Raw genomic sequence first — 22,778 nt, 5'->3', positions numbered from 1 at the left:
GGCACGTGTCAGACGTTGTTGCCAGTAGCGGAGAGCCGCGTCGGCCGTAAGGAGGCAATTGGCCATGCGTGTGGGAACGTTCGTACTGGCAGCCCAGTTTCCGGGGCAGGGACCGGCAGAAGCGCTGCATCGCGCGATCCGGTCCACCGAGGTCGCGGAGGAATCCGGCCTCGACTCGGTCTGGCTGGCGGAACATCATTTCGTGCCGTACGGGGTCTGTCCGTCCGCCGTCACACTGGCCGCGCTGCTGCTCGGCCGCACCCGGAGGATCCGGGTGGGCACGGCGGTGAGCGTGCTGCCGACCCAGCACCCGGTCACGCTGGGCGAACAGGCCGCGCTGCTCCATCTCACCAGCGGCGGCAGATTCACGCTCGGCGTCGGCCGGGGCGGCCCCTGGGTGGACCTGGAGGTGTTCGGAGGAGGCCTGGAGGCGTACGAGAAGGGCTTCCCGGAGGCCCTGGAGCTGTTGCTGGACTGGCTCAGCGAAGCACGGGTCGCGGGCAACGGCGAGCGCTACGGCTTCCGCGAGGTGGCGGTGGTCCCCCGGGCCGACGAACTGCTCGACCGGGACGGCGGTGAAAGCGTCAAAGGCCCCGAGGTCGTCGTCGCGTGCACCTCCCCGAAGACGGTACGGCTCGCCGCGGAGAACGGCTTGCCGATGCTGCTCGGGATGCACTGCGGTGACGAGGAGAAGGCCGAGATGGTCGCTCTGTGGCGCTCCGCGGCTCTCGCCGCGGGCCGTTCGCCCGAGAGCGTCCGCGAGGCCGGACATGTGTCCGCGGGGGTGGCCCAGATCGCCGACCGTTCCGAGGACGCCGTGGAGACGCTCGTGAAGGCGATGCCCGGCTGGCTGCGGCAGGGCCTGGACGCCCATGTGACGGTCGACGGCCGGCACCGGGTGATGCGCGACCCGGTCGCCTACACGGAGTTGCTCTGCGGCCTTCATCCGGTGGGCCCGGCCCGGCTGGCGGCCGACCGGCTCGCCGCCACGGCCGAGCGGACGGGCATCACCCGCTTCGCGCTCCTGACGGAGGGTTCGGGAGATCTGGCGGCCACGGAGGAGAACGTAGCGCGGCTGGGCACCGAAGTACTGCCACTGCTCACATGAGAACTCGTCAGGGGTACAGGGGCTGCCGCCCCGAGCCGGTCGCGCCTCCAACGGCCCGGAACTGCGGCAGAAACGTTCAGCGCGTGTCCGGCGGCTCATGGCCGGGGGCGCGACGCCCGGCACGGCATCTCGCGGCCTTGCCGGAACATCCGAACGGCACCCTGTCCGCACTCACGACCTCGTTCGAGCAGGGGCGGGTCCGTCCGGGACGTTCCGGCATCGCGCGATGCACCGCGCGGGACGCCGCGCCCTGTCCGACCCTGATCCGCCGGACAGGCGCGGGAACGCCCCCTAGGACGACACGGCCTAGCAGTCCCGAAGTTCGGGCGACTGGTTGAGCAACTGGCCCCTCACCGAGGTGAAACGGGCCAGACGCTCGTCGACCGAGGCGTCCAGCGGGAACACCGCGACGCGGTGGCAGTTCTGGAATGCCAGGCGCACCCCGAAGTGCCGCTGCAGCGCGCCGCGTATCGCATCACTCGCGAGCGCACGCAGCAGCTGACCACGTGCCTGCTCGTCCGGCGGCGGCGTCTGGTTGTCGGCGAACTCTCCGCCGTCGACCTTCAGCTGAGCCACCAGAGAGCTGATCATCTCCCATGCGTAGGGCAGGGAGGTCCGGACGCAGTCGACGAAGTCGGCTTCGTCGACCTCGCCTCGCTCGGCCTGTTCCAACAGCGCCGGTGAGACGTCGAGCGACATGGGTTCTCCTCTCGCGACCCCGACGACGAGCCGGGGCCTTACGGACATGGAAGGAGGACGGCGACGCAGCGTGCACACACGGCGACCTCCCGCTTACACGGTAAGGGCGCAGTCCTGGCCGCACCAGGAGATTGGGAACACAACCGGCCAATAACGAAGGGGAGCAAAGAGGGGCAAGCCCGGAACGCCCCGGTCCGGTGGCGGTGGCGGGCGACGGAGGGAGAATCGCGTGGAGCCCCCGTCGTCGAGTAGCGTTGCCGACCATGCGTCTCGTCATCGCCCGCTGCTCCGTGGACTACGCCGGCCGGCTCACGGCCCACCTGCCCTCCGCTCCCCGTCTGATCCTGGTGAAGGCGGACGGGAGTGTTTCGATCCACGCCGACGACAGGGCGTACAAACCGCTCAACTGGATGTCACCGCCCTGCACGCTCAAGGAGGGCACGGACGACACCGCCGGTGTGTGGACCGTGGTGAACAAGGCGGGCGAGAAACTGATCATCACGATGGAGGAGATCCTCCATGACTCGTCCCATGAGCTGGGCGTCGACCCGGGCCTGATCAAGGACGGCGTCGAGGCGCATCTGCAGGAGCTACTCGCTGACCGGATCGAGACACTCGGCGAGGGCTACACCCTGATCCGCCGCGAGTACTTCACCGCCATCGGACCGGTCGACATCCTGTGCCGGGACGCCGACGGGCAGACCGTGGCCGTGGAATTGAAGCGGCGCGGCGACATCGACGGCGTGGAGCAGCTGACCCGCTATCTGGAACTGCTCAACCGCGATCCCCATCTCGCTCCCGTGAAGGGCATCTTCGCGGCGCAGGAGATCAAGCCGCAGGCCCGGGTGCTGGCGACGGACCGCGGGATCGGCTGCGTGGTGCTCGACTACGACGCGTTGCGCGGCATCGAGGACGACAAGCTGCGCCTGTTCTGACCTTCCGGTCCCTGTCGACGCCGGACGGGCGTGACCCGTCCGGCGTCCGGCGTCTCCGGGGGCGGTTCAGGCCACCGTCGGACCGCTGTCCGTGCCCGCCGCCGGGGACGAGGCGGCGGGCCCGCTCGCCGAGTCGGAGGTGTCCGGCGAGGTCGGCGGGGGCTCGCTGACCGATTCCGTCGGGTCCGGGGAGTCGGGGTCCGACGGGCTGGGGCTCGGGTTCCCCGGCTTCGTCGGCGTGGGCGACTTCGTCGGTCCGGACGACCTGGTCGGCTTGCCCGACGACGGCTTGTCACTGGACGGCGTGGACGACGACGGGGTGTCGTCCGGCCCCGTCGGGTCCGTGGACGGCGTGGCGCTCCCGCTCGGCGTCGTCCGAACGTCCGAGGGGCCCGGCGTCCCCACGCTGTCACCGGTCGCCGCGTCCGCGGGGGCGGGGCCGTCCGTGGAGCCGTCGGCCGGGGCTCCGTTCCCGGTGTCGTCCCGGCCCACCGATTCCTCGGTCGTGACACGGGGATTCCCCGGGGTGTCACGGTCGTCCGCCATCCCCAGCGCCACCACCGTGCCGAGCAGGCCGACGAGGAGCACGCCCGCGCCCGCCGCGGCCAGATTGCGCCGGGCCCCGCGCAGCGCCGCGAACCGTCCGCGCCGCGCGCCCCCGGAGGCCGCGGGGGCGCTCTGCCGGGACATCACCGCGGTGACGTCCTCGTACGGCCGTGACAACGCCTGTGTCACGGCCGTCGCGGGACCGGCGACGGGCGGCACGGTCACCTCGTACGGCGTGACCGCTGTGTCCTCGACGCCCGGGGTACGGCCGCCGGGCAGCGGGCCGCCGGAGAGGTCGGCGACCAGCGCGAGCGCGCGTCGTCCGGCCACCGCGCCCGACTTGTCGGCGAGCACCCCGCGCATGCTGATCGATGTCTCCAGCTCCGCCCTGGCCCGGTCCGGGTTGCCGTCACAGAGCGCCAGGACACCCAACTCGTGGTGGAAGTACGCCTCTTCGGCGACCTCGCCGGCGATCCTGGCCGCCTCCTGACCGATCCTCAGCGCCCTCTCCCAGGCGCCCCAGTGCAGTCCTGCCGCGAAGGCCGGGGACGCGCTGCGGGCCAGCAGCACCGCCGCGCTGGTCTGCCCCGCCCCGTCGCCGGGGACGAGCCGCGTCATGGCCGCGATGACGGCGTCGGCCTCGGCGGTCGCCCGTGCGGGGGTGACCGAGGGGTGGCCGGCCCACCAGGCGTAGTGCTGGGCCGCCGTCCGTGCCCGGTCGGTGCTGTCCTCTCCGTATCCGGCGGCCTCCAGCTGGGCGACGACTCCGGCGGCCAGCCGGTAGCGCGGGCCGACCGGGGAGAGCAGCCCGCAGCCGGCCAGTTCACCGAGCGCGGCGTCGGCGTGGGTGTCCCCCACGAGCGCCGGCAGATGTGCCTGGTGCGGTACCTCGCCGCCGAGTGCGACCGCGAAGCGCAGGGTGTCGCGGGCGGGGCCGCTCAGCCGTGAGGCGAGCAGCGCGGCGGGCGCCGCGCCCTCGCCGAGGCTGGGCAGCGGGATGTGGACGCCGTCGACGGCCTCGTCGTGCCCGAAGGGCACGTCGGTGCTCCGGCCGTCGAAGCCCTCGTATGCCTCCGGGTCGGTGCGCAGCATGTCGCGCTGGCGCAGCAGGGCGCCGGCCTGGACGAAGCGCAGCGGCAGCCCCTCGGACTCGAACCAGAGGTCTCCCGCCCAGTTCGCCTCCTCGTCGGTGAGCGGACGCTCGACGACCCGTTCCAGCAGCTCGATCGAGGAGCTGCGGCCCAGGCCCGCGAGGAAGACCTCTTCGAGGTACGAGTCGGCGGTGGGAGCGGCGACATCCGGATCCGTCGCGAACAGGTACGCGCACTCCGGTGTGGCGTCGAGCAGCTCCTCCAGGGCGGCTCCGCCGACCTCCAGGTCGTCGAGTACGACGACGGCGCCGATGCTCCGGACCCCGTCGAGGAGACCGGGGCGGTCGGGCCGGTGCAGCGGTGCGTCATGGACGGCTTCGTAGAGCCCGTACAGGAGGTCGGTGACGGTCCGCTTGTAGCCGGAGAGCCGTACGACTCCGTCGGGCGCCAGGTCCGCGCAGTCGTCGGCGACGGCGTTCAGCAGCGTCGTACGGCCGGATCCGGCTGGTCCGGTGAGCCGTACCGAGCGGCCGCGGGCCAGCAGGCGCACGAGCCGTTCGCGTTCCTCGGCACGTTCGAGGAGCGGCAGCCGGGGGGCGGGCGGCCCCGGCGGCACGGGCGGTGCGGTGGCGCGTTCGCGCTCGGCGCGCTGGGCGGCGGTGCGCCGGGCCGGAGGCTCGGGCTCCTCCCCCGGCGGGCACAGCTCGACCTCACTGCCGTCGACCGGGTTGACGGTGAGGAGGTGGGCACCCGATATGAGCCGGACGACCCGCGCCTGTTGCGGCGTTTGCTGACCGAAATCCGGACTCATGGGGCCTCCCCTGCTCGGACGGAGCGGAGAGCTCGCGGAAGGTCGTCGCCGGTCGGCCTCCTCGCCGAAGCCGTCGTTGTCCCGGCCGTACTCTTCCGGCCCCCGATGTGTCGGGTCCATCACCAAAGCCCCCAGACGCGTCGCGCACGATTGCCCCTCCCGGCCTCGCACGCCCCGCTGTCGCCTCCGGTCCGGTGTCCGCCCGGTGGGTTCCCGTCAATCGGCGGACGGCCGAACCCTAGACGGTCGTACCGTCTCCGCGCACAGTCGGGGGTCCACGCCGCCCGAAGCGCACGTTCTCGTGCGGAATGTGCACCTTCGGCCGACCGTACGGCCGGGGCCGGTCCGCCGGACCGGGTCGGGCAGTCCCTCAGACGCGCGGCAGGGAGTCCGCGGCGATTCCACCCTCGATCGCCAGGATGCGGTGCAGCCGGGTCGCCACGAGCAGGCGCTGCATCTGCGGCGGCACACCACGGAGCACCAGTCGTCGTCCGGCCCGTCCGGCCCGGCGGTGCGCGCCCATGATGACACCGAGCCCGGTGGCGTCCCAGGAATCCAGCTCGGTCAGGTCGAGCACCAGGTCGCCGACTCCGTCGTCGAGGGCCGAGTGCAGGGCCGTACGGGCGTCCGCCGCGCTTCGGACGTCGAGGCGGCCCCCGACGACCAGCTCGGCGTGGTCGCCCCTGATGTGCATATGCGCTCCCCGGGAATACTCCGTAGAAAGGTTCGTCCGTCTGTTCTGTCTCTCCCACAACTGACTGTGATGGAGACAGGGAGGTTGCCGTCTGTAAGCGAACCGATACCGAATTCACTCCGTGGAGTGACCAAGGACCGGCAAGGACCCGAGCGGGCCCACCGAATCCGAAAGACGCCCCCCGGGCCTCCGGGCCCGACCGACGGCGGATCGGGCAACCGGAGGACCGAAAACGATCAGTACGTGTAAAAGCCCTGCCCGCTCTTGCGGCCGATGTCACCTGCGTCCACCATCCGGCGCATCAGCTCCGGGGCGGCGAACTTCTCGTCCTGCGACTCGGTGTAGATGTTGCTCGTGGCGTGCAGCAGGATGTCGACGCCGGTCAGGTCCGCCGTGGCGAGGGGCCCCATGGCGTGGCCGAAGCCCAGCTTGCACGCGATGTCGATGTCCTCGGCCGAGGCGACGCCCGACTCGTACAGCTTGGCGGCCTCGACGACGAGCGCCGAGATCAGCCGGGTGGTGACGAAGCCGGCCACGTCCCGGTTGACGACGATGCAGGTCTTGCCGACGGACTCGGCGAACTCCCGTGCGGTGGCGAGGGTTTCGTCGCTGGTCTTGTAGCCGCGGACCAGTTCGCAGAGCTGCATCATCGGGACCGGCGAGAAGAAATGCACACCGACGACGCGCTCGGGACGCTCCGTCACGGCCGCGATCTTGGTGATCGGGATGGCGGAGGTGTTGGACGCGAGGACGGTGTCGTCCCGGACGATCTTGTCGAGGGCCCGGAAGATCTCGTGCTTCACCTCCAGCTTCTCGAAGACTGCCTCGACGACGACATCCGCGTCGGCGACCGCGTCGAGGTCGGTGGTGGTGGTGATGCGGGTCAGCGCGGCGTCGGCGTCGGCCGCCTCCAGCTTCCCCTTGGAGACGAACTTGTCGTACGAGGCCTTGATGCCGTCACGACCACGGGTCAGGGCCTCGTCGGTGACGTCCCGCAGCACGACGTCCCAGCCCGCCTGGGCGGAGACCTGCGCGATGCCGGATCCCATGAGTCCGGCTCCGATGACGGCGAGCTTCCTGGCCACGTGTGCACCCCTTGGTTTCTGTTCGCCCCTGCAGCTGATCCCTGCACGGCCCGGTCCTGATGGTTGTTCGCATGCTCTCCGGCGGAGATTAGTACCCGTGAGGGGCCCTGTGACCGTGAAGAGATGCGCGTCACGTCTCACATGACGGACATCACACCGGCAAGCGTCATTCGGCGGCGCGCCGGGCGTAGTTGAGGACCTTCTCGCCGAGGAGGTCCTCGATCTCGTCGAGCAGGACGAGCGCGTCCCGGGACACCTCGGCGGCTCTGCGGCCCGCGACCATCTCACGACCGATGTACCCCATCAGCGTGCTCTGCACCCAGGAGAGCTGACCGGCCACCAGGACCGGGGCCGGGTCGTCGGCCCCGGCCCCGGATTCCTCCTGGAGCGTCGTCTCCAGATGCAGCAGGGCCTCCTGCTGCACGTGCCAGAGGCGGGCCTTGAGACCGTCGGCGCCCTCGACGACCCGCGCGAAGTGCGCGTACCCCTCGATCAGACCGACGACGGGCGACACGCCCTCCACCTGGACGCGCAGTTCACGCAGGACGGCGTCGGCCGCGGACTCGCCCTTGTCGCGGCCCCGGACGTAGCGGGAGAGGCGGTCGACGATGCTGCGGCTGCGGTCCAGGAAGAGGTCCTCCTTGGTCGGGAAGTAGTTGTAGACCGTGTTCACCGAGACGTCGGCGGCGCGGGCGATCTCGGCGATCGTGACCGCGTCGAAGCCCCGCTCCAGGAACAGACCGGTCGCCACGTCCGAGAGGTGCTGCCTGGTCTGGCGCTTCTTGCGCTCCCTGAGTCCCTCAGCCATGGGCTCATCGTAGGGCTCGCATGGGGCCCATGAATATTTGGAGTCATTGTATTTTTTCAGCGACTCTGTTTTTGTAGTCGCTATGCCAATCATCAGCGCGGCCGGCCTCGCCCGGACCTTCGACACCAGGAGCGGCCCGGTGACGGCCGTACGCTCCATCGATCTGAAGGTCGCGAGCGGTGAGATCGTCGGCCTCCTCGGCCCCAACGGAGCGGGCAAGACCACCACCCTCCGCATGCTCACCACGCTGCTCGCCCCCACCGGCGGCGCGGCCACCGTCGCCGGCTGCGACCTGCTCACGGATCCGGTGGGCGTACGGGAGAAGTGCGGCTACGTCGCCCAGTCCGGCGGCGTCGATCCCCACATCACCGTGCGGGAGGAGCTGGTCACCCAGGGCCGGATGTACCGGCTCGGCAAGTCCGCCGCGGTGGCCCGTGCCGGAGAACTCGCCGCCGGCCTGGGCCTGACGGAGCTGCTCGACCGGAAGACGGCCACGCTCTCCGGGGGCCAGCGGCGGCGGCTCGACATCGCGATGGGGCTCACCCACCGCCCCGCCGTGCTCTTCCTCGACGAGCCGACCACCGGACTCGACCCGGGCAGCCGCGCCGATCTGTGGGCGCTGGTCCGCCGACTGCGCGACGAATCCGGCACGACCGTCGTGCTCACCACCCACTACCTCGACGAGGCGGACGCACTCGCCGACCGGCTGGTCGTGGTCGACGGCGGCCGGGTGGCGGCGGAGGACACGCCCGCCGCACTGAAGACCCGGTACGCGGGCTCGGCCGACGCCTCGCTCCAGGACGCCTTCCTCGCGATCACCGGGCGCTCGGCCGTGCCCGCCGATGCCACTCCCGTCGCCGTCCAGGGTCTTTCGTCCGGATCAGCCCGGCCTGATCCGGACGAGAGGCCCCGGACCGGCCGTCCCAAAGGAATCCGATGCTTCTCCACGACACCGCGCTCGTCTTCGGCCGGTACGCCCGGCAGACCCTGCGCTCCAGGTTCCAGATCCTCTTCGGCATCCTCATGCCGCTGCTGTACCTGCTCTTCTTCGGCCCGCTGCTCACCGGACTGCCGCTCGGTCCGGCCGGTGACTCCTGGCAGATCCTGGTCCCCGGACTGCTGCTCCAACTCGGCCTGTTCGGCGCCTCGTTCGCCGGGTTCGCCGTCATCATCGACAACTCGAACGGGGTTGTGGAGCGGATGCGGGTGACCCCGGTCAGCCGGACCGCTCTGCTGCTGGGCCGGGTCCTGCGGGATGCGCTGCTGTTCATGTTCCAGGCGGTGCTGCTGGTCCTCGCCGCCCTGGTCATGGGGTTGCGCGCCCCGCTGTGGGGGGTACTGATCGGTTTCGCGTTCGTCGGACTGCTGACGGTCTCGCTGGCCTCCCTGTCCTACGCCCTGGCCATGAAGGTCCGCACGCCGCAGGAGTTCGGACCGGTGATCAACTCGGTCACCATGCCGGCCATGCTGCTCTCCGGTCTGATGCTGCCGATGACGCTGGGCCCCGGCTGGCTGGACGTGCTCTCCCACCTCACCCCGTTCCGCTACCTCGTGGACGCGGTACGGGACGCGTACGTGGGCTCGTACGCCACCACGCACATGCTGTAGGGCGTCCTGGTGGCGCTCGGCTTCGCGGCACTCGCCGTCACGGTGGGCACACGCGTCTTCCGCCGGGCCGGGGGGTGACCAGGCCTCTCGTCCCGATCGTGCCGGGCCCGATCCGGACGAGAGACCCTAGGCTGGTCGCATGGTCAACCTGACACGTATCTACACCCGCACCGGCGATCAGGGCACCACCGCCCTCGGCGACATGAGCCGGACCGCCAAGACCGATCTGCGGATCTCGGCGTACGCCGACACCAACGAGGCCAACGCCGTCATCGGTACGGCGATCGCGCTCGGGCAACTCCCCGAGGACGTCGTGAAGGTCCTCGTCCGTGTGCAGAACGACCTGTTCGACGTGGGCGCCGATCTGTCGACCCCGGTCGTCGAGAACCCCCAGTACCCGCCGTTGCGGGTCGAGCAGAGTTACGTCGACAAGCTGGAGGCGGACTGCGACCACTTCCTTGAGGAGCTGGAGAAGCTGCGCAGCTTCATCCTGCCGGGCGGTACGCCGGGGGCGGCGCTGTTGCACCAGGCGTGCACCGTGGTCCGGCGCGCGGAGCGGTCCACCTGGGCGGCGCTGGAGGTGCACGGCGAGGTGATGAACGCACTGACGGCGACGTACCTCAACCGGCTCTCCGACCTGCTGTTCATCCTCGCGAGGACGGCGAACAAGGAGGTCGGCGACGTGCTGTGGGTACCGGGCGGCGAGCGGTAGCCATACGTGCCGAAGACGCCGGACGGGCCTGGTCCACAGAGCCCGTCCGGCCGTCAGCGCCGCGCGCCCTCCCGTTTCGGGAACAGCGTGTAGCTCCCCGCGATCACCACATTGAGCCCGATCACGAACAGCATCTTCTGCTGCCACGCCTGAAGCGACGACACGTCACCGTCCCCGCCCACGTACCAGATCGCCGCCTGCAGCAGCGCCAGCGCCACCACCGCCGCGACCGTCCAGCGCGCCGCGGTCCGCCACTCGTGCGCCGCGCGCTCCATCCCGTACTTGGGCGGTTTCACCGGCGGCGGACCGCCCGCGAAGCGGTGGGCGACCCGGGCGTCGACCCAGCGGATCGTGGAGTGGCCGAGCCCCACCGTGAAGCCGATGTAGACCGCCGCGAGTCCGTGCTTCCAGTCGGGCTCCGCCCCGTTCTTCAGGTCGATGGCCGTCACCACCAGCAGCACGACCTCCAGCAGTGGCTCGCACAGCAGCACGGCCGCACCCAGTCGCGGTTTCCTCGCCGGGTACCGCAGCGCGAGCCCCACGGCCAGCAACACCCAGAAGCCGACTTCACAGAGCACGATCAGCGTGACGATCACGGCACTTCTCCTTCCCGTCCCCTCCAGCCTTCCGGCCGGGGGGCCCGGAATCGTCGTCACCAGTGACGAACCGCGACTGCATCCTTCGATGTACTCATACCTCGCCCCCCATGGGGAGGTCCGGGGCCGGGCCGCCGTGTTGGATGGGAGGGTGCTCTCCCTCGCCCGCCCGCACCGCCACGACGTGCTCATCGCCGCCATCGGCCTGTTCGGTGGCCTGTTCCTGTGGCTGCTCGGGCTGCACACGCAGGGCGACCGGGCCTTCGTCGCGCCCTGGGTCTCCCTGCTGCCGCTCGCCGTCGTCTCGGGCCTCGAACTGGTACGCAGGACCGCTCCTCGGACGGCACTGGTCGTCGGTACGCTCGCACTGGTCGCGGACCAGTTCACGATCGGGAACCTGGCGACGGTGATGATGTTCACCGACCTCATGTACGCGGCCGTGCTGTACGGGACACCGTCCGCCGCCCGCCGTATTCCGGTGACCACGATCCTGATCACGGTCGCGGTCACCATCGGATTCCTGGCGTGGTTCCGCGATCCCCAGGCACTGCTCATCGGCGTCGTCACCGGCATGGTCTCGTTCCTGCCCGCCATCACCGGGGTCAGCGTCCGCAACCACCGGGACGCCGCCGAGGCCGCCCGGTTGCGCGCCGACCAGACCGCGCTGCTGGCCGAGATGGACCGCACCCAGGCGGTGGCCGCCGAACGTGCCCGGATGGCCCGCGAGTTGCACGACATGGTGGCCAACCATCTCTCCGCCATCGCCATCCACTCCACCGCCGCGCTCTCCATCGACGAGCCGGAGACCTCGCGCGAAGCGCTCGGGGTGATCCGGGAGAACAGCGTCGACGGGCTCGCCGAGATGCGCCGGCTGATCGGACTGCTGCGCACCGGCGGCACGGCAGCCGAACCGAGCGCCTCGCCGACGCTCGCCTCGCTGGACGCACTGGTCGAGCAGACCCGTACGAACGCCGCGTCGAGCGGACTGACCTGCACCTTCGAGGACACCCGTGGCGAGCGGGGACCGCTGCCCGCGCCGGTCGAGCTTGCCGCGTACCGGATCGTCCAGGAGTCCCTGACCAACGCGCTCAAGCACGCCGCCCCCGGCCCGGTCGTGGTACGTCTGGGCCGGGACGGGCCGCTGCTCACCGTGGAGGTCAGCAGCGTGCTCGGGGACCGTACCGGGCCGCGCGCACCCGGATCGGGGGCCGGCCTGGTGGGGATGCGCGAGCGGGTGGCGCTGCTGGGCGGTGCGATCGAGGCGGGTCCGGCCGGCCTCGGCGCCGGCACCAAGACCTGGCGGGTGCGGGCCGAACTGCCGGCGGAAGAAGGGATGTTGGAAACATGACGATTCGGGTCGTGGTCGCCGAGGACCAGTCGGCCGTCCGGGCCGGGCTGGTGCTCATTCTGCGCAGCGCGTCGGACATCGACGTCGTCGGCGAGGCCGGGGACGGCGAGGAGGCGGTGCGTCTGGCCCGCGAACTGCGCCCGGACGTGGTGCTGATGGATGTGTCGATGCCGCGCCTGGACGGGGTGGCGGCGACCGGGCAGGTGGTGGCCGAGCGACTCGCGGACGTGCTGGTGCTGACGACGTTCGATCTGGACGAGTACGTCTTCGGGGCACTGCGGGCGGGGGCGGCGGGCTTCCTGCTGAAGAACACCGAAGCGCGCGATCTGCTCGAAGCGGTACGCACCGTGGCGCGCGGCGAGGGGCTGATCGCCCCGGCCGTGACACGCCGTCTGATCGCGGAGTTCGCCGGGACCACCCCCGTACGGGTGGCGAACGCACCCGATCCGGCGGTCCTCGACACCCTCACCCGGCGGGAGCGGGAGGTGCTCGGCTGCCTCGGCGCCGGACTGTCGAATGCCGAGATCGCGGTCCGGCTCTCGATGGCCGAGGCGACGGTGAAGACGCATGTCAGCCGATTGCTGGGCAAGCTGGAGCTGCGCAGCCGGGTCCAGGCGGCCGTACTGGCACAGGAGTTGGGCATCTGACGTCCGAGGGGTGTGGCAATGCCGGAGGCGGTGTCGCGGGGGCGGACCGCCCCACCCTCTGACCACGATCTTTGGTCTGGACCTCTTGACGATTGGTCCAGACCTTCCTAATCTCACCGAGCACACTGCGGTGAGTGCGCCATGACAAGGCGTGCTCAGGGCGGCGCAGGGTTTGCAGTCCACGGACCACCCCCCGTTTGTCCGGACCTCACCCGAGGAGCACCGTTGAGCACTGAAACCCCCCTACGCCGGACCCGATTCAGACTCGGGACCGGAAGAGCCACCAGATCCAGAGCGGTCGCGGGACTCACCGCGCTGCTTCTTCCGCTCGCCGCGATGGTCGGCCTGGCCTCCCCCGCCGAAGCCGCCACCTCGGCAACCGCCACGTACCTCAAGAAGTCCGACTGGGGCAATGGCTTCGAGGGACAGTGGACGGTGAAGAACACCGGCACCACCGCCCTCTCCTCCTGGACCATCGAGTGGGACTTCCCCTCGGGCACCGCGGTGGGCTCCGCCTGGGACGCCACCGTCACCAGCTCCGGAAACCACTGGACCGCCAAGAACGTCGGCTGGAACGGCTCGGTCGCGCCGGGCGCCAGCGTCTCCTTCGGCTTCAACGGCACCGGCTCCGGCGCCCCCACCGGCTGCAAGCTGAACGGCGCCTCCTGCGACGGCGGCAGCGTCCCCGGTGACAACGCCCCCTCGGCGCCCGGCACCCCCACCGCGAGCGCCGTCACCGACACCTCGGTGAAGCTCAGCTGGACCGCCGCGACCGACGACAACGGCATCAAGAACTACGACGTCCTGCGCGACGGCGCCGTCGTCTCGACGGTCACCGGTACGACGTACACCGACTCCGGCCTCAAGGCCGGAACCGACTACTCGTACACCGTGCAGGCCCGTGACACCGCCGGCCAGACCGGTCCGGTCAGCGGCGCGGTCAAGGTCCACACCACCGGTGGCGGCGGCAACCCCGACCCCGGCACCGGCGGCAAGGTCAACCTCGGCTACTTCACCGACTGGGGCGTCTACGGCCGGAACTACCACGTCAAGAACCTGGACACCTCGGGTTCCGCCGCGAAGATCACGCACATCAACTACGCCTTCGGCAACGTGACCGGCGGCAAGTGCGCGATCGGTGACTCCTACGCCGACTACGACATGGCGTACACCGCCGACAAGTCCGTCGACGGCGTCGCCGACACCTGGGACCAGCCGCTCCGCGGCAGCTTCAACCAGTTGCGCAAGCTCAAGGCGAAGTACCCGAACATCAAGGTCCTGTGGTCCTTCGGCGGCTGGACCTGGTCCGGCGGCTTCGGCGAGGCCGCGAAGAACCCGGCCGCCTTCGCCGAGTCCTGCTACAACCTGGTGGAGGACCCCCGCTGGGCCGATGTCTTCGACGGCATCGACATCGACTGGGAGTACCCCAACGCCTGCGGTCTGACCTGCGACACCAGCGGCCCGGCCGCGCTGAAGGGCATCACCTCGGCCCTGCGCGCGAAGTTCGGAACCAAGAACCTGGTGACGGCCGCCATCACCGCCGACGCCTCCACCGGCGGCAAGATCGACGCCACCGACTACGCGGGCGCCGCCCAGTCGTTGGACTGGTACAACGTGATGACGTACGACTTCTTCGGCGCCTGGGACGCGAAGGGCCCGACCGCCCCGCACTCCCCGCTCACCTCCTACAGCGGCATCCCCCAGGCCGGTTTCGACTCCGCCGACGCCATCGCCAAGCTGAAGGCCCAGGGCGTCCCCGCCTCGAAGCTGCTGCTCGGCATCGGCTTCTACGGGCGCGGCTGGACCGGGGTCACCCAGGACGCGCCCGGCGGCACCGCGACCGGCGCCGCACCGGGTACCTACGAGGCGGGCATCGAGGACTACAAGGTCCTGAAGACCAGCTGCCCCGCCACCGGCACGATCGCCGGCACGGCGTACGCGCACTGCGGCACCAACTGGTGGAGCTACGACACCCCGGCCACCATCGCGTCCAAGATGACCTGGGCGAAGGGCCAGGGCCTGGGAGGCGCGTTCTTCTGGGAGTTCAGCGGTGACACCACCAACGGTGAACTCGTCAGCGCGATCAACAACGGTCTGAAGTAAGCCCCGCGCGGTAGCGCGCACCACCCCGGAAAGCGACCGGGGAGGCGGGTCCGCCCCCCGTCTCCCCGGTTCTTCGTGCGTCGACGTGCCGGATCTCGCGGGCCGACGTCGTACGGGGCCGTCAGGCCGCGTACACCCTCCCCGGACCTCGTCCTCGCCCTCGTCCGGGAGGTGGGGTGCTGCCTTCCGGCGAGCCCCTGGCTATGCCACGTTCACCCGCTGGCCGGGCGGGGCCGCCTCCAGCCAGGCGAGGAATCCGGTCAGCGCGTCCTCGCTCATGGCCAGCTCCAGGCGGGTCTCACGGTGGAGACAGCCGAGCACCACGGCGTCGGACAGGAGCGCCAGCTCCTCCTCGCCCTCGGGCAGCCGACGGGCGATCACCTCGATCGCCGAACGCTCCAGGACCCGGCGCGGGCGGAGAGCGTACGAGAAGACCCGGAACCAGTTGATCCGGTCGCCGCTGTACCGGGCGACCCCGTACACCCAGCCCTTGCCCGAGTAATCGGGCTCCTCCGGCACATTCCATCGCAGGCTGCAGTCGAAGGTCCCGCCGGAGCGCTGAATCAGCCGCCGGCGCAGACCGAAGACGAAGAGACCAACCGCGACCAGTGCGACGACCAGCCCGCCCACCCACAGCGCGAGGAACATCTCCACCGACCTCCTCGCGTCGTCGAGTAACGGATACCGCCAGAACCGCACCTGCACCTGCATCGCCTCAGCCGCGGCACGGTCTGGAGTGGTCTCCAGCTCGGGCCGCGGCTGAGGGTAAAGCTACGTTGTCGCGGAGCGCTAGCGCACCGCCACCGCACGCAGTCGCACTTCGGCGCGCCGCTCGGAAGCGGCGTCCGTGTCCGACTTCGCACGCTCCAGCGCACGCTCGGCGCGCTGGACATCGATCTCGTCCGCCAGCTCCGCGATCTCCGCGAGCAGCGAGAGCTTGTCGTCCGCGAACGAGATGAAACCGCCGTGCACAGCGGCGATCACCGTCGCGCCGTCGCTCGTACGGATCGTCACCGGGCCCGATTCCAGCACACCCAGAAGCGGCTGGTGACCGGGCATGACGCCGATGTCGCCGGACGTGGTGCGCGCGACGACCAGGGTGGCCTCGCCGGACCAGACACTGCGGTCCGCGGCGACCAGCTCGACGTGCAGCTCAGCAGCCAAGGGTGGCTCCTCGGGTCACCACCCGGCCGTTCGAGCCGGGTGTTGGGTCAATTCTACGGGGCGTGGTGAGGGGGACGGGACGCACCCGTCCCCCTCGGTGAGCCTCGGGCTCAGGAGACGCCGAGCTCCTTGGCGTTGGCCTTGAGGTCCTCCAGGCCACCGCACATGAAGAACGCCTGCTCCGGGAAGTGGTCGTACTCACCGTCGGCGATCGCGTTGAACGCGGCGATCGACTCGTCGAGCGGGACGTCCGAACCGTCCACGCCGGTGAACTGCTTGGCGACGTGGGTGTTCTGGGACAGGAAGCGCTCGATGCGACGGGCGCGGAAGACCGTGAGCTTGTCCTCCTCGCCGAGCTCGTCCATACCGAGAATGGCGATGATGTCCTGGAGGTCCTTGTACTTCTGCAGGATTCCCTTGACCCGCATGGCGGTGTCGTAGTGGTCCTGCGCGATGTAGCGCGGGTCCAGGATCCGGGACGTGGAGTCCAGCGGGTCCACGGCCGGGTAGATGCCCTTCTCGGAGATCGGACGGGAGAGAACCGTCGTCGCGTCGAGGTGGGCGAAGGTGGTGGCCGGGGCCGGGTCGGTCAGGTCGTCCGCGGGGACGTAGATCGCCTGCATCGAGGTGATCGAGTGACCGCGGGTCGACGTGATGCGCTCCTGCAGCAGACCCATCTCGTCGGCCAGGTTCGGCTGGTAACCCACCGCGGACGGCATACGGCCGAGCAGGGTGGACACCTCGGAGCCGGCCTGGGTGTACCGGAAGATGTTGTCGATGAAGAAGAGCACGTCCTGCTTCTGCACATCGCGGAAGTACTCCGCCATGGTCAGACCGGCCAGCGCCACACGAAGACGCGTGCCCGGCGGCTCGTCCATCTGACCGAAGACGAGCGCCGTCTTGTCGATGACGCCGGAGTCGGCCATCTCCTCGATGAGGTCGTTGCCCTCACGGGTACGCTCACCGACGCCCGCGAACACCGACACACCGTCGTGGTTGTTGGCGACGCGGTAGATCATTTCCTGGATCAGAACGGTCTTGCCGACACCGGCACCACCGAACAGACCGATCTTTCCACCCTTGACGTACGGGGTGAGCAGGTCGATGACCTTGACACCGGTCTCGAACATCTCGGTCTTGGACTCGAGCTGGTCGAAGTTGGGCGCCTTGCGGTGGATCGGCCAGCGCTCGGTGACCTCGGCCTCGGCCTCGGGCTTGTTCAGGATCTGACCAAGGGTGTTGAACACCTTGCCCTTGGTGATGTCGCCGACCGGGACCGTGATGCCGGTGCCCGTGTCGGTCACCGGGGCCTGGCGGACCAGACCGTCGGTGGGCTGCATCGAGATCGCGCGGATCACACCGTCGCCGAGGTGCTGGGCGACCTCGAGCGTCAGCGTCTTGAGCTTGCCGTCCTCGGCCGGGTCGGCCACCTCGACGGTCAGCGCGTTGTAGATCTCCGGCATCGCGTCGACGGGGAACTCCACGTCGACGACCGGGCCGATGACCCGGGCGACGCGGCCCGTGGCAACGGCCGTCTCAACTGTCGTCGTCATTACTTGTCACTCCCCGCGGTCGCGTCGGCCAGCGCACTGGCACCACCGACGATCTCGCTGATTTCCTGGGTGATTTCGGCCTGGCGGGCCGCATTGGCAAGCCGGGAGAGGCTCTTGATGAGCTCACCGGCGTTGTCGGTGGCCGACTTCATCGCACGGCGGCGGGCGGCGTGCTCGGAAGCAGCGGCCTGCAGCAGCGCGTTGTAGATCCGGCTCTCGACGTAGCGCGGAAGCAGGGCGTCGAGGACGTCCTCCGCCGACGGCTCGAAGTCGAAGAGCGGCAGGATCTCGCCCTTGCCGTCCTCCTCCTTCGCGGCGTCCAGGCTGAGCGGCAGCATCCGGTTGTCCACCGGGTTCTGCGTCATCATCGACACGAACTCCGTGAAGACGATGTGCAGCTCGTCCACGCCGCCCTCGGCGGTCTCCTTGGTGACCGCTTCGATCAGCGGGGCCGCGGCCCGCTTCGCATCCGCGTACGTCGGGCTGTCGGTGAAGCCCGTCCACGATTCCTCGATCTTGCGCTCGCGGAATCCGTAGTAGGCGACACCCTTGCGGCCGATCACATACGTGACGACCTCCTTGCCCTCACCGCGCAGCCGCTCGGTCAGTCGCTCCGCGGCCTTGATGGCGTTGGAGGAGTAACCGCCGGCCAGACCGCGGTCGCTCGTGATGAGCAGGACCGCGGCCCGCGCCGGAGCGTCGGCCTCGGTGGTCAGCGGGTGCTTGGTGGTGGAGCCGGTCGCGACCGCGGTCACCGCGCGGGTGAGCTCGGTCGCGTACGGCGTCGACGCCGCCACCTGACGCTGCGCCTTGACGATGCGCGAAGCGGCGATCATCTCCATCGCCTTGGTGATCTTCTTCGTGGCGGTGACGGAGCGAATGCGGCGCTTGTAAACGCGAAGCTGAGCGCCCATCGATCAGCCCTCGCCCAGGAGCTTGCCGTCCGAGGTCTCGAACTGCTGCTTGAAGGCGGCGACCGCGTCGGCAATCGCCTGCAGCGTGTCGTCGGACATCTTGGCGCCCTCGGCGATGCTGGTCAGGAGGTCCTTGCGCTCACGGCGCAGGTACTCCAGCAGCTCGGTCTCGAAGCGACGGATGTCCTCGACCGGGACGTCGTCCATCTTGCCGTTGGTGCCGGCCCAGATGGAGACGACCTGCTCCTCGACCGGGTACGGCTGGTACTGCGGCTGCTTCAGCAGCTCGACCATGCGCTTACCGCGCTCCAGCGACGCCTTCGAAGCCGCGTCCAGGTCGGAACCGAAGGCGGCGAACGCCTCCAGCTCGCGGTACTGGGCGAGGTCGACACGGAGTCGGCCGGAGACCTGGCGCATGGCCTTGTGCTGGGCGGAGCCACCGACACGGGAGACCGAGATACCGACGTTCAGGGCCGGACGCTGACCGGCGTTGAACAGGTCGGACTCCAGGAAGCACTGGCCGTCGGTGATGGAGATGACGTTGGTCGGGATGAACGCCGACACGTCGTTCGCCTTGGTCTCGACGATCGGGAGACCCGTCATCGAACCGGCACCCATCTCGTCGGAGAGCTTCGCGCAGCGCTCCAGCAGACGCGAGTGGAGGTAGAAGACGTCGCCCGGGTAGGCCTCGCGGCCCGGCGGACGGCGCAGCAGAAGCGACACGGCGCGGTAGGCGTCGGCCTGCTTCGAGAGGTCGTCGAAGATGATCAGGACGTGCTTGCCCTGGTACATCCAGTGCTGACCGATGGCCGAACCGGTGTACGGCGCCAGGTACTTGAAGCCGGCCGGGTCGGACGCCGGGGCGGCGACGATGGTCGTGTACTCGAGTGCGCCGGCCTCTTCCAGGGCACCACGCACGGAGGCGATGGTGGAACCCTTCTGACCGATGGCGACGTAGATGCAGCGCACCTGCTTGTTCACGTCGCCCGAGCGCCAGTTGTCGCGCTGGTTGATGATCGTGTCGACGGCCAGAGCGGTCTTACCCGTCTGACGGTCACCAATGATCAGCTGACGCTGGCCGCGGCCGATCGGCACCATGGCGTCGACGGCCTTGTAGCCGGTCTGCATCGGCTCGTGCACCGACTTACGGACCATGACGCCAGGGGCCTGCAGCTCGAGGGCGCGGCGGCTGTCGGTCGCGATCTCGCCGAGACCGTCGATCGGGTTGCCGAGCGGGTCGACGACGCGGCCGAGGTAGCCCTCGCCGACGCCGACGGAGAGCACCTCACCGGTGCGCTGCACCGGCTGGCCCTCTTCGATGCCGCTGAACTCGCCGAGGACGATCGCACCGATCTCGCGCTCCTCAAGGTTGAGGGCGAGACCGAGGGTGCCGTCCTCGAACTTCAGCAGCTCGTTCGCCATGGCCGAGGGAAGACCCTCGACCTTCGCGATGCCGTCGCCGGCAACGCTGACCGTACCGACCTCCTCGCGCGAGGCCGCGTCCGGCTTGTACGACTGGACAAAGTTCTCCAGCGCGTCCCGGATCTCCTCCGGCCGGATCGTGAGCTCCGCCATCTGGGTTCCCTGCTCTCCTTGTTGGGCCCGAAGTTTCTTAAGGGGGTCTGGGGGCCGACCCCCAGGAATCTTCTGCAATTTCTGCACGGCCCAACCGGGCCGCTGGTCTTGCTCTGTTGTTGCTGCGCTGTGCTCGTCAGCCGGCCATGCGACGGGTCGCCTCGTCGAGGCGCTCCGCGATGGTGCCGTTGATGACCTCGTCACCGACCCGCACCGCGATCCCGCCGAGGACCGTGGGGTCCACATCGAGGTTCAGGTGCATCGGACGGCCGTAGATCTTCGCCAGTGCGGCGCCGAGACGCTGCTTCTGCTGATCGCTCAGCGGCACTGCCGAGGTGACCACGGCGACCATCCGGTCCCGGCGCTCCGCGGCAAGCTTGGAGAGGGACTCGAGTCCCGCTTCCAGGCTACGTCCACGCGGCTGGGTGACAAGCCGCACGACGACGCGCTCGGTGGCGGGCCGCGCCTTGCCGCCGAGCAGGCTGTGCAGCAGCCCAGCCTTGGCAGCGGAGGACGCGGACCGGTCGGTGAGCGCGGCGCGCAGCTCCTTGTCGGAAGCCACGATCCGGCCGAACCGGAACAGCTCGTCCTCGACGTCGTCGAGGTCTCCGCTGCGCTGGGCGGCGGTGAGGTCCGCGGTGTTCGCCAGTTCCTCGACCGAGTCGACCAGGTCACGCGACTGCGACCAGCGGGAGCGGACCATGCCGGAGATCAGGTCGACGGTCTCGCCGCCCACCTGGCCGCGCAGCAGTCGTCCGGCCAGCTCGGCCTTGGCCTCGCCGGGCTGCGACGGGTCGGTGAGGACCCGTCGCAGTGAGACCTCGCGCTGGAGCAGCGCCGTCACGGCGGCCAGCTCCTCGGCGAGCTTCGCCGCGTCGACCGACGTGTTGTCGGTCAGCGCGTCGAGACGCTCACGTGCGGCAGCCAGCGCCTCGCGGCTCGCGCCGTTCATCGGACAGCCTCGGCCTTCGCCTCGAGCTCGTCGAGGAAACGGTCGACGGTGCCGCTCTGCCGGGCGTGGTCCTCAAGGGACTCGCCGACGAGCTTGCCGGCCAGGTCGGTGGCGAGCTTGCCCACGTCCTGGCGCAGCGCGGAAGCCGCGGCCTTGCGGTCGGCCTCGATCTGGGCGTGGCCGGCAGCGATGATCTCCTCGCGCTGCCGCTGGCCTTCCGCCCGCATCTCCTGAAGGATCACGGCGCCCTGCTCCTGCGCCTCCTGGCGCAGGCGCGCGGCCTCGTGACGAGCCTCGGCGAGCTGAGCCTTGTACTGCTCAAGAACGCTCTGGGCCTCGGTCTGGGCCGCATCGGCCTTCTCGATACCGCCTTCGATGGCCTCGCGGCGCTCTTCCAGAACCTTGTTGATGTTCGGGAGGAGCTTCTTGGCGAGGAAGCCGAAGACGATGACGAAGGCGATCAGACCGATGACGAGCTCAGGGATCGGCGGGAAGAGCGGGTTCTCCGGTTTTTCCGCCGCGAGCTGAACCAGGGGGTTCACATCAGTGCCTTTCGTCGGAACGGACTAGTCGCGGTTCGTCAGCTGTAGACGAACGGCATGACCAGACCGATCAGGGCGAGCGCCTCACAGAAGGCGAAGCCGAGGATCTGGTTGGCGCGGATCAGACCGGCAGCCTCGGGCTGACGGGCGAGAGCCTGCGTGCCGTTTCCGAAGATGATGCCGACGCCGACGCCCGGGCCGATGGCGGACAGGCCATAACCGATGGAGCTGAGGGAACCGGTGACGGCGGCAAGGGTCTGGGACATGCCAGTTCTTCCTTCTCTTTCACGGACCGGCGGGGGTTGGCCACCGGACGACTGGGGGTAGGGGAGGCGCGATCAGTGGTGCTCGGCGACAGCGCCCTGGATGAAGCTGCACGCCAGGAGCACGAAGACGTACGCCTGAACAGCCTGGATGAAGAGCTCGAAGGCCGTCATCACGATGACCATCACGAACGAGACACCCGCGTAGGCGATACCGATGCCGTTGAGCAGGTACCAGCTGGCGATGGTGAAGAGCAGGAGCAGCGTGTGACCCGCGAACATGTTCGCGAAGAGTCGGACCGCGTGCGTGAAGGGGCGGACCAGGACGTTCGAGAAGAACTCGATGACCATGACCAGCGGCAGGACCGGGCCGAGCGACTTGTCGTAGCCCGTCAGGTTCTTGAAGCCGCCGACGAAGCCGTGGCGCTTGAACGTGATGCTCATCCAGAGGACGTAGACGATCGCGGCCAGGCCGGCCGGGTACGCGATGACCGACGTCACCGGGAACTGGGCGAGCGGGATGATCGACCAGAGGTTCATCATCCACACGAAGAAGAAGATCGAGACCATCAGCGGGACGTACTTCTCGCCCTCGCGCTTGCCGAGCGTCTCGTAGACGATGCCGCGGCGCACGAAGTCGTATCCGGCCTCGGCGACCATCTGCAGCTTGCCCGGAACGACCTTCGGCTTACGGAAGGCGGCCCAGAAGAAGCCGACGATGATGACCGTACCGAGGAGCGCCAGCAGCATCGTCTTGTTGAAGTAGATGTTGCTGTCCGCGTCACCGAAGATCGGCTCGAACAGGAAAGAGTGCAAGCCAGGACCCGGGAAACCACAACCGGAGAAGATGTGGCAATCGGTCTCGAAGGCGAGCACCTGTGTCGGGTCAGCACTCACCGCGGGCTCCTTCAGCGTGGCGCATAGGTACGGCAACCTCGTTGTGTCGGCGCGGCGCGCAGCCGCGGTTCGGCACTGGACTGGTGTTACGGATGTGTGAGCGGCAGTCAGGCATTGAGCCTCGCGA

At 69.5% G+C, this 22,778-nt stretch carries 21 protein-coding genes and 2 pseudogenes; 8 read left to right on the top strand and 15 right to left on the bottom strand.

The features are described 5' to 3' along the window. Nucleotides 1-64: 64 nt before the first annotated feature. Complete coding sequence (locus ACIOHC_RS21940) at nucleotides 65-1,108, top strand: LLM class flavin-dependent oxidoreductase (protein ID WP_351084976.1); 1,044 nt, start codon at nucleotides 65-67, stop codon at nucleotides 1,106-1,108. 306 nt (nucleotides 1,109-1,414) lie between these two features. Here ACIOHC_RS21940 and ACIOHC_RS21935 read toward each other — a convergent pair whose 3' ends face one another. Then, the gene (locus ACIOHC_RS21935; RefSeq protein ID WP_030971516.1) at nucleotides 1,415-1,807 is read right to left on the bottom strand and encodes an SCO5389 family protein; all 393 of its coding nucleotides are present in this window, start codon (nucleotides 1,805-1,807) and stop codon (nucleotides 1,415-1,417) included. A gap of 263 nt (nucleotides 1,808-2,070) precedes the next feature. Here ACIOHC_RS21935 and nucS point away from each other — a divergent pair, with 263 nt between their 5' ends. Beyond that, the gene (nucS, locus tag ACIOHC_RS21930; protein ID WP_365690084.1) at nucleotides 2,071-2,742 is read left to right on the top strand and encodes an endonuclease NucS; all 672 of its coding nucleotides are present in this window, start codon (nucleotides 2,071-2,073) and stop codon (nucleotides 2,740-2,742) included. A gap of 66 nt (nucleotides 2,743-2,808) precedes the next feature. On the opposite strand, the gene ACIOHC_RS21925 is transcribed toward nucS, so the two are convergent. The 4 genes from ACIOHC_RS21925 to ACIOHC_RS21910 form a co-directional block, all read right to left on the bottom strand. Next, a complete protein-coding gene (locus ACIOHC_RS21925; RefSeq protein ID WP_365690086.1) occupies nucleotides 2,809-5,310 on the bottom strand; it encodes an ATP-binding protein in 2,502 nt (833 codons plus the stop codon). Between the two features lie 250 nt (nucleotides 5,311-5,560). Beyond that, entirely contained in the window at nucleotides 5,561-5,884 is a 324-nt protein-coding gene (locus tag ACIOHC_RS21920) for an STAS domain-containing protein (RefSeq protein ID WP_072486732.1), read from the bottom strand. A 236-nt stretch (nucleotides 5,885-6,120) separates the two neighbouring features. Beyond that, nucleotides 6,121-6,969, bottom strand: a complete 849-nt coding sequence (locus tag ACIOHC_RS21915) for a 3-hydroxyacyl-CoA dehydrogenase family protein (RefSeq protein ID WP_401843607.1) — start codon at nucleotides 6,967-6,969, stop codon at nucleotides 6,121-6,123. A 166-nt stretch (nucleotides 6,970-7,135) separates the two neighbouring features. Beyond that, nucleotides 7,136-7,777: a TetR/AcrR family transcriptional regulator gene (locus tag ACIOHC_RS21910; protein ID WP_351087232.1), complete on the bottom strand. Its 642-nt coding sequence runs from the start codon at nucleotides 7,775-7,777 to the stop codon at nucleotides 7,136-7,138. Nucleotides 7,778-7,859: 82 nt separating this feature from the next. On the opposite strand from ACIOHC_RS21910, the pseudogene ACIOHC_RS21905 reads away from it, so the two are divergent. From ACIOHC_RS21905 to ACIOHC_RS21895, 3 genes and pseudogenes are all read left to right on the top strand, one after another. Then, nucleotides 7,860-8,639, top strand: a pseudogene (locus ACIOHC_RS21905) (ABC transporter ATP-binding protein); the annotation flags it as partial. Between the two features lie 74 nt (nucleotides 8,640-8,713). Then, nucleotides 8,714-9,463, top strand: a pseudogene (locus ACIOHC_RS21900) (ABC transporter permease). Nucleotides 9,464-9,524: 61 nt separating this feature from the next. Further along, on the top strand, nucleotides 9,525-10,097 hold the full coding sequence (locus ACIOHC_RS21895; protein ID WP_351077747.1) for a cob(I)yrinic acid a,c-diamide adenosyltransferase: 573 nt from the start codon (nucleotides 9,525-9,527) through the stop codon (nucleotides 10,095-10,097). 53 nt (nucleotides 10,098-10,150) lie between these two features. Here the strand turns inward: ACIOHC_RS21895 and ACIOHC_RS21890 are convergent, their stop codons facing one another. Then, nucleotides 10,151-10,693, bottom strand: a complete 543-nt coding sequence (locus ACIOHC_RS21890; RefSeq protein ID WP_351077749.1) for a hypothetical protein — start codon at nucleotides 10,691-10,693, stop codon at nucleotides 10,151-10,153. 151 nt (nucleotides 10,694-10,844) lie between these two features. Here ACIOHC_RS21890 and ACIOHC_RS21885 point away from each other — a divergent pair, with 151 nt between their 5' ends. From ACIOHC_RS21885 to ACIOHC_RS21875, 3 genes are all read left to right on the top strand, one after another. After that, on the top strand, nucleotides 10,845-12,041 hold the full coding sequence (locus tag ACIOHC_RS21885) for a histidine kinase (RefSeq protein ID WP_351077751.1): 1,197 nt from the start codon (nucleotides 10,845-10,847) through the stop codon (nucleotides 12,039-12,041). Further along, complete coding sequence (locus tag ACIOHC_RS21880) at nucleotides 12,038-12,688, top strand: response regulator transcription factor (protein WP_351077753.1); 651 nt, start codon at nucleotides 12,038-12,040, stop codon at nucleotides 12,686-12,688. Before ACIOHC_RS21885 ends, ACIOHC_RS21880 begins: the two co-directional genes overlap by 4 nt. Before the next feature lie 225 nt (nucleotides 12,689-12,913). After that, the gene (locus ACIOHC_RS21875; protein WP_351077756.1) at nucleotides 12,914-14,791 is read left to right on the top strand and encodes a glycoside hydrolase family 18 chitinase; all 1,878 of its coding nucleotides are present in this window, start codon (nucleotides 12,914-12,916) and stop codon (nucleotides 14,789-14,791) included. A gap of 201 nt (nucleotides 14,792-14,992) precedes the next feature. On the opposite strand, the gene ACIOHC_RS21870 is transcribed toward ACIOHC_RS21875, so the two are convergent. The 9 genes from ACIOHC_RS21870 to atpB all read right to left on the bottom strand — a co-directional run bounded on the left by ACIOHC_RS21870 (nucleotide 14,993) and on the right by atpB (nucleotide 22,666). After that, nucleotides 14,993-15,439, bottom strand: coding sequence for a DUF2550 domain-containing protein (locus tag ACIOHC_RS21870; RefSeq protein ID WP_351077908.1), 447 nt, complete (start codon nucleotides 15,437-15,439; stop codon nucleotides 14,993-14,995). 141 nt (nucleotides 15,440-15,580) lie between these two features. Next, nucleotides 15,581-15,955 carry a F0F1 ATP synthase subunit epsilon gene (locus ACIOHC_RS21865; RefSeq protein WP_351077758.1) on the bottom strand — a complete coding sequence of 125 codons (375 nt, stop codon included), beginning with the start codon at nucleotides 15,953-15,955 and terminating at the stop codon, nucleotides 15,581-15,583. A 110-nt stretch (nucleotides 15,956-16,065) separates the two neighbouring features. Continuing rightward, the gene (gene atpD, locus ACIOHC_RS21860; protein ID WP_351077760.1) at nucleotides 16,066-17,508 is read right to left on the bottom strand and encodes a F0F1 ATP synthase subunit beta; all 1,443 of its coding nucleotides are present in this window, start codon (nucleotides 17,506-17,508) and stop codon (nucleotides 16,066-16,068) included. Then, nucleotides 17,508-18,422: a F0F1 ATP synthase subunit gamma gene (locus tag ACIOHC_RS21855; RefSeq protein WP_351077762.1), complete on the bottom strand. Its 915-nt coding sequence runs from the start codon at nucleotides 18,420-18,422 to the stop codon at nucleotides 17,508-17,510. Before ACIOHC_RS21855 ends, atpD begins: the two co-directional genes overlap by 1 nt. Nucleotides 18,423-18,425: 3 nt before the next feature. After that, nucleotides 18,426-19,997: a F0F1 ATP synthase subunit alpha gene (atpA, locus tag ACIOHC_RS21850; RefSeq protein ID WP_351077764.1), complete on the bottom strand. Its 1,572-nt coding sequence runs from the start codon at nucleotides 19,995-19,997 to the stop codon at nucleotides 18,426-18,428. A gap of 136 nt (nucleotides 19,998-20,133) precedes the next feature. After that, complete coding sequence (locus tag ACIOHC_RS21845) at nucleotides 20,134-20,949, bottom strand: F0F1 ATP synthase subunit delta (protein WP_351077766.1); 816 nt, start codon at nucleotides 20,947-20,949, stop codon at nucleotides 20,134-20,136. Continuing rightward, nucleotides 20,946-21,491: a F0F1 ATP synthase subunit B gene (locus ACIOHC_RS21840; RefSeq protein ID WP_266912128.1), complete on the bottom strand. Its 546-nt coding sequence runs from the start codon at nucleotides 21,489-21,491 to the stop codon at nucleotides 20,946-20,948. The genes ACIOHC_RS21845 and ACIOHC_RS21840 overlap by 4 nt, the downstream gene beginning before the upstream one ends. Nucleotides 21,492-21,529: 38 nt before the next feature. After that, on the bottom strand, nucleotides 21,530-21,757 hold the full coding sequence (locus ACIOHC_RS21835) for a F0F1 ATP synthase subunit C (RefSeq protein ID WP_351077768.1): 228 nt from the start codon (nucleotides 21,755-21,757) through the stop codon (nucleotides 21,530-21,532). A 72-nt stretch (nucleotides 21,758-21,829) separates the two neighbouring features. Further along, complete coding sequence (atpB, locus tag ACIOHC_RS21830) at nucleotides 21,830-22,666, bottom strand: F0F1 ATP synthase subunit A (RefSeq protein ID WP_351077911.1); 837 nt, start codon at nucleotides 22,664-22,666, stop codon at nucleotides 21,830-21,832. Nucleotides 22,667-22,778 lie beyond the last annotated feature (112 nt).

Origin of the sequence: Streptomyces sp. NPDC088252 (assembly GCF_044740965.1) — a bacterium.
Taxonomy (GTDB): domain Bacteria; phylum Actinomycetota; class Actinomycetes; order Streptomycetales; family Streptomycetaceae; genus Streptomyces.
The sequence above is the reverse complement of the archived record's forward strand: the minus strand, read 5'-3'. Positions and strand labels throughout refer to the sequence as shown.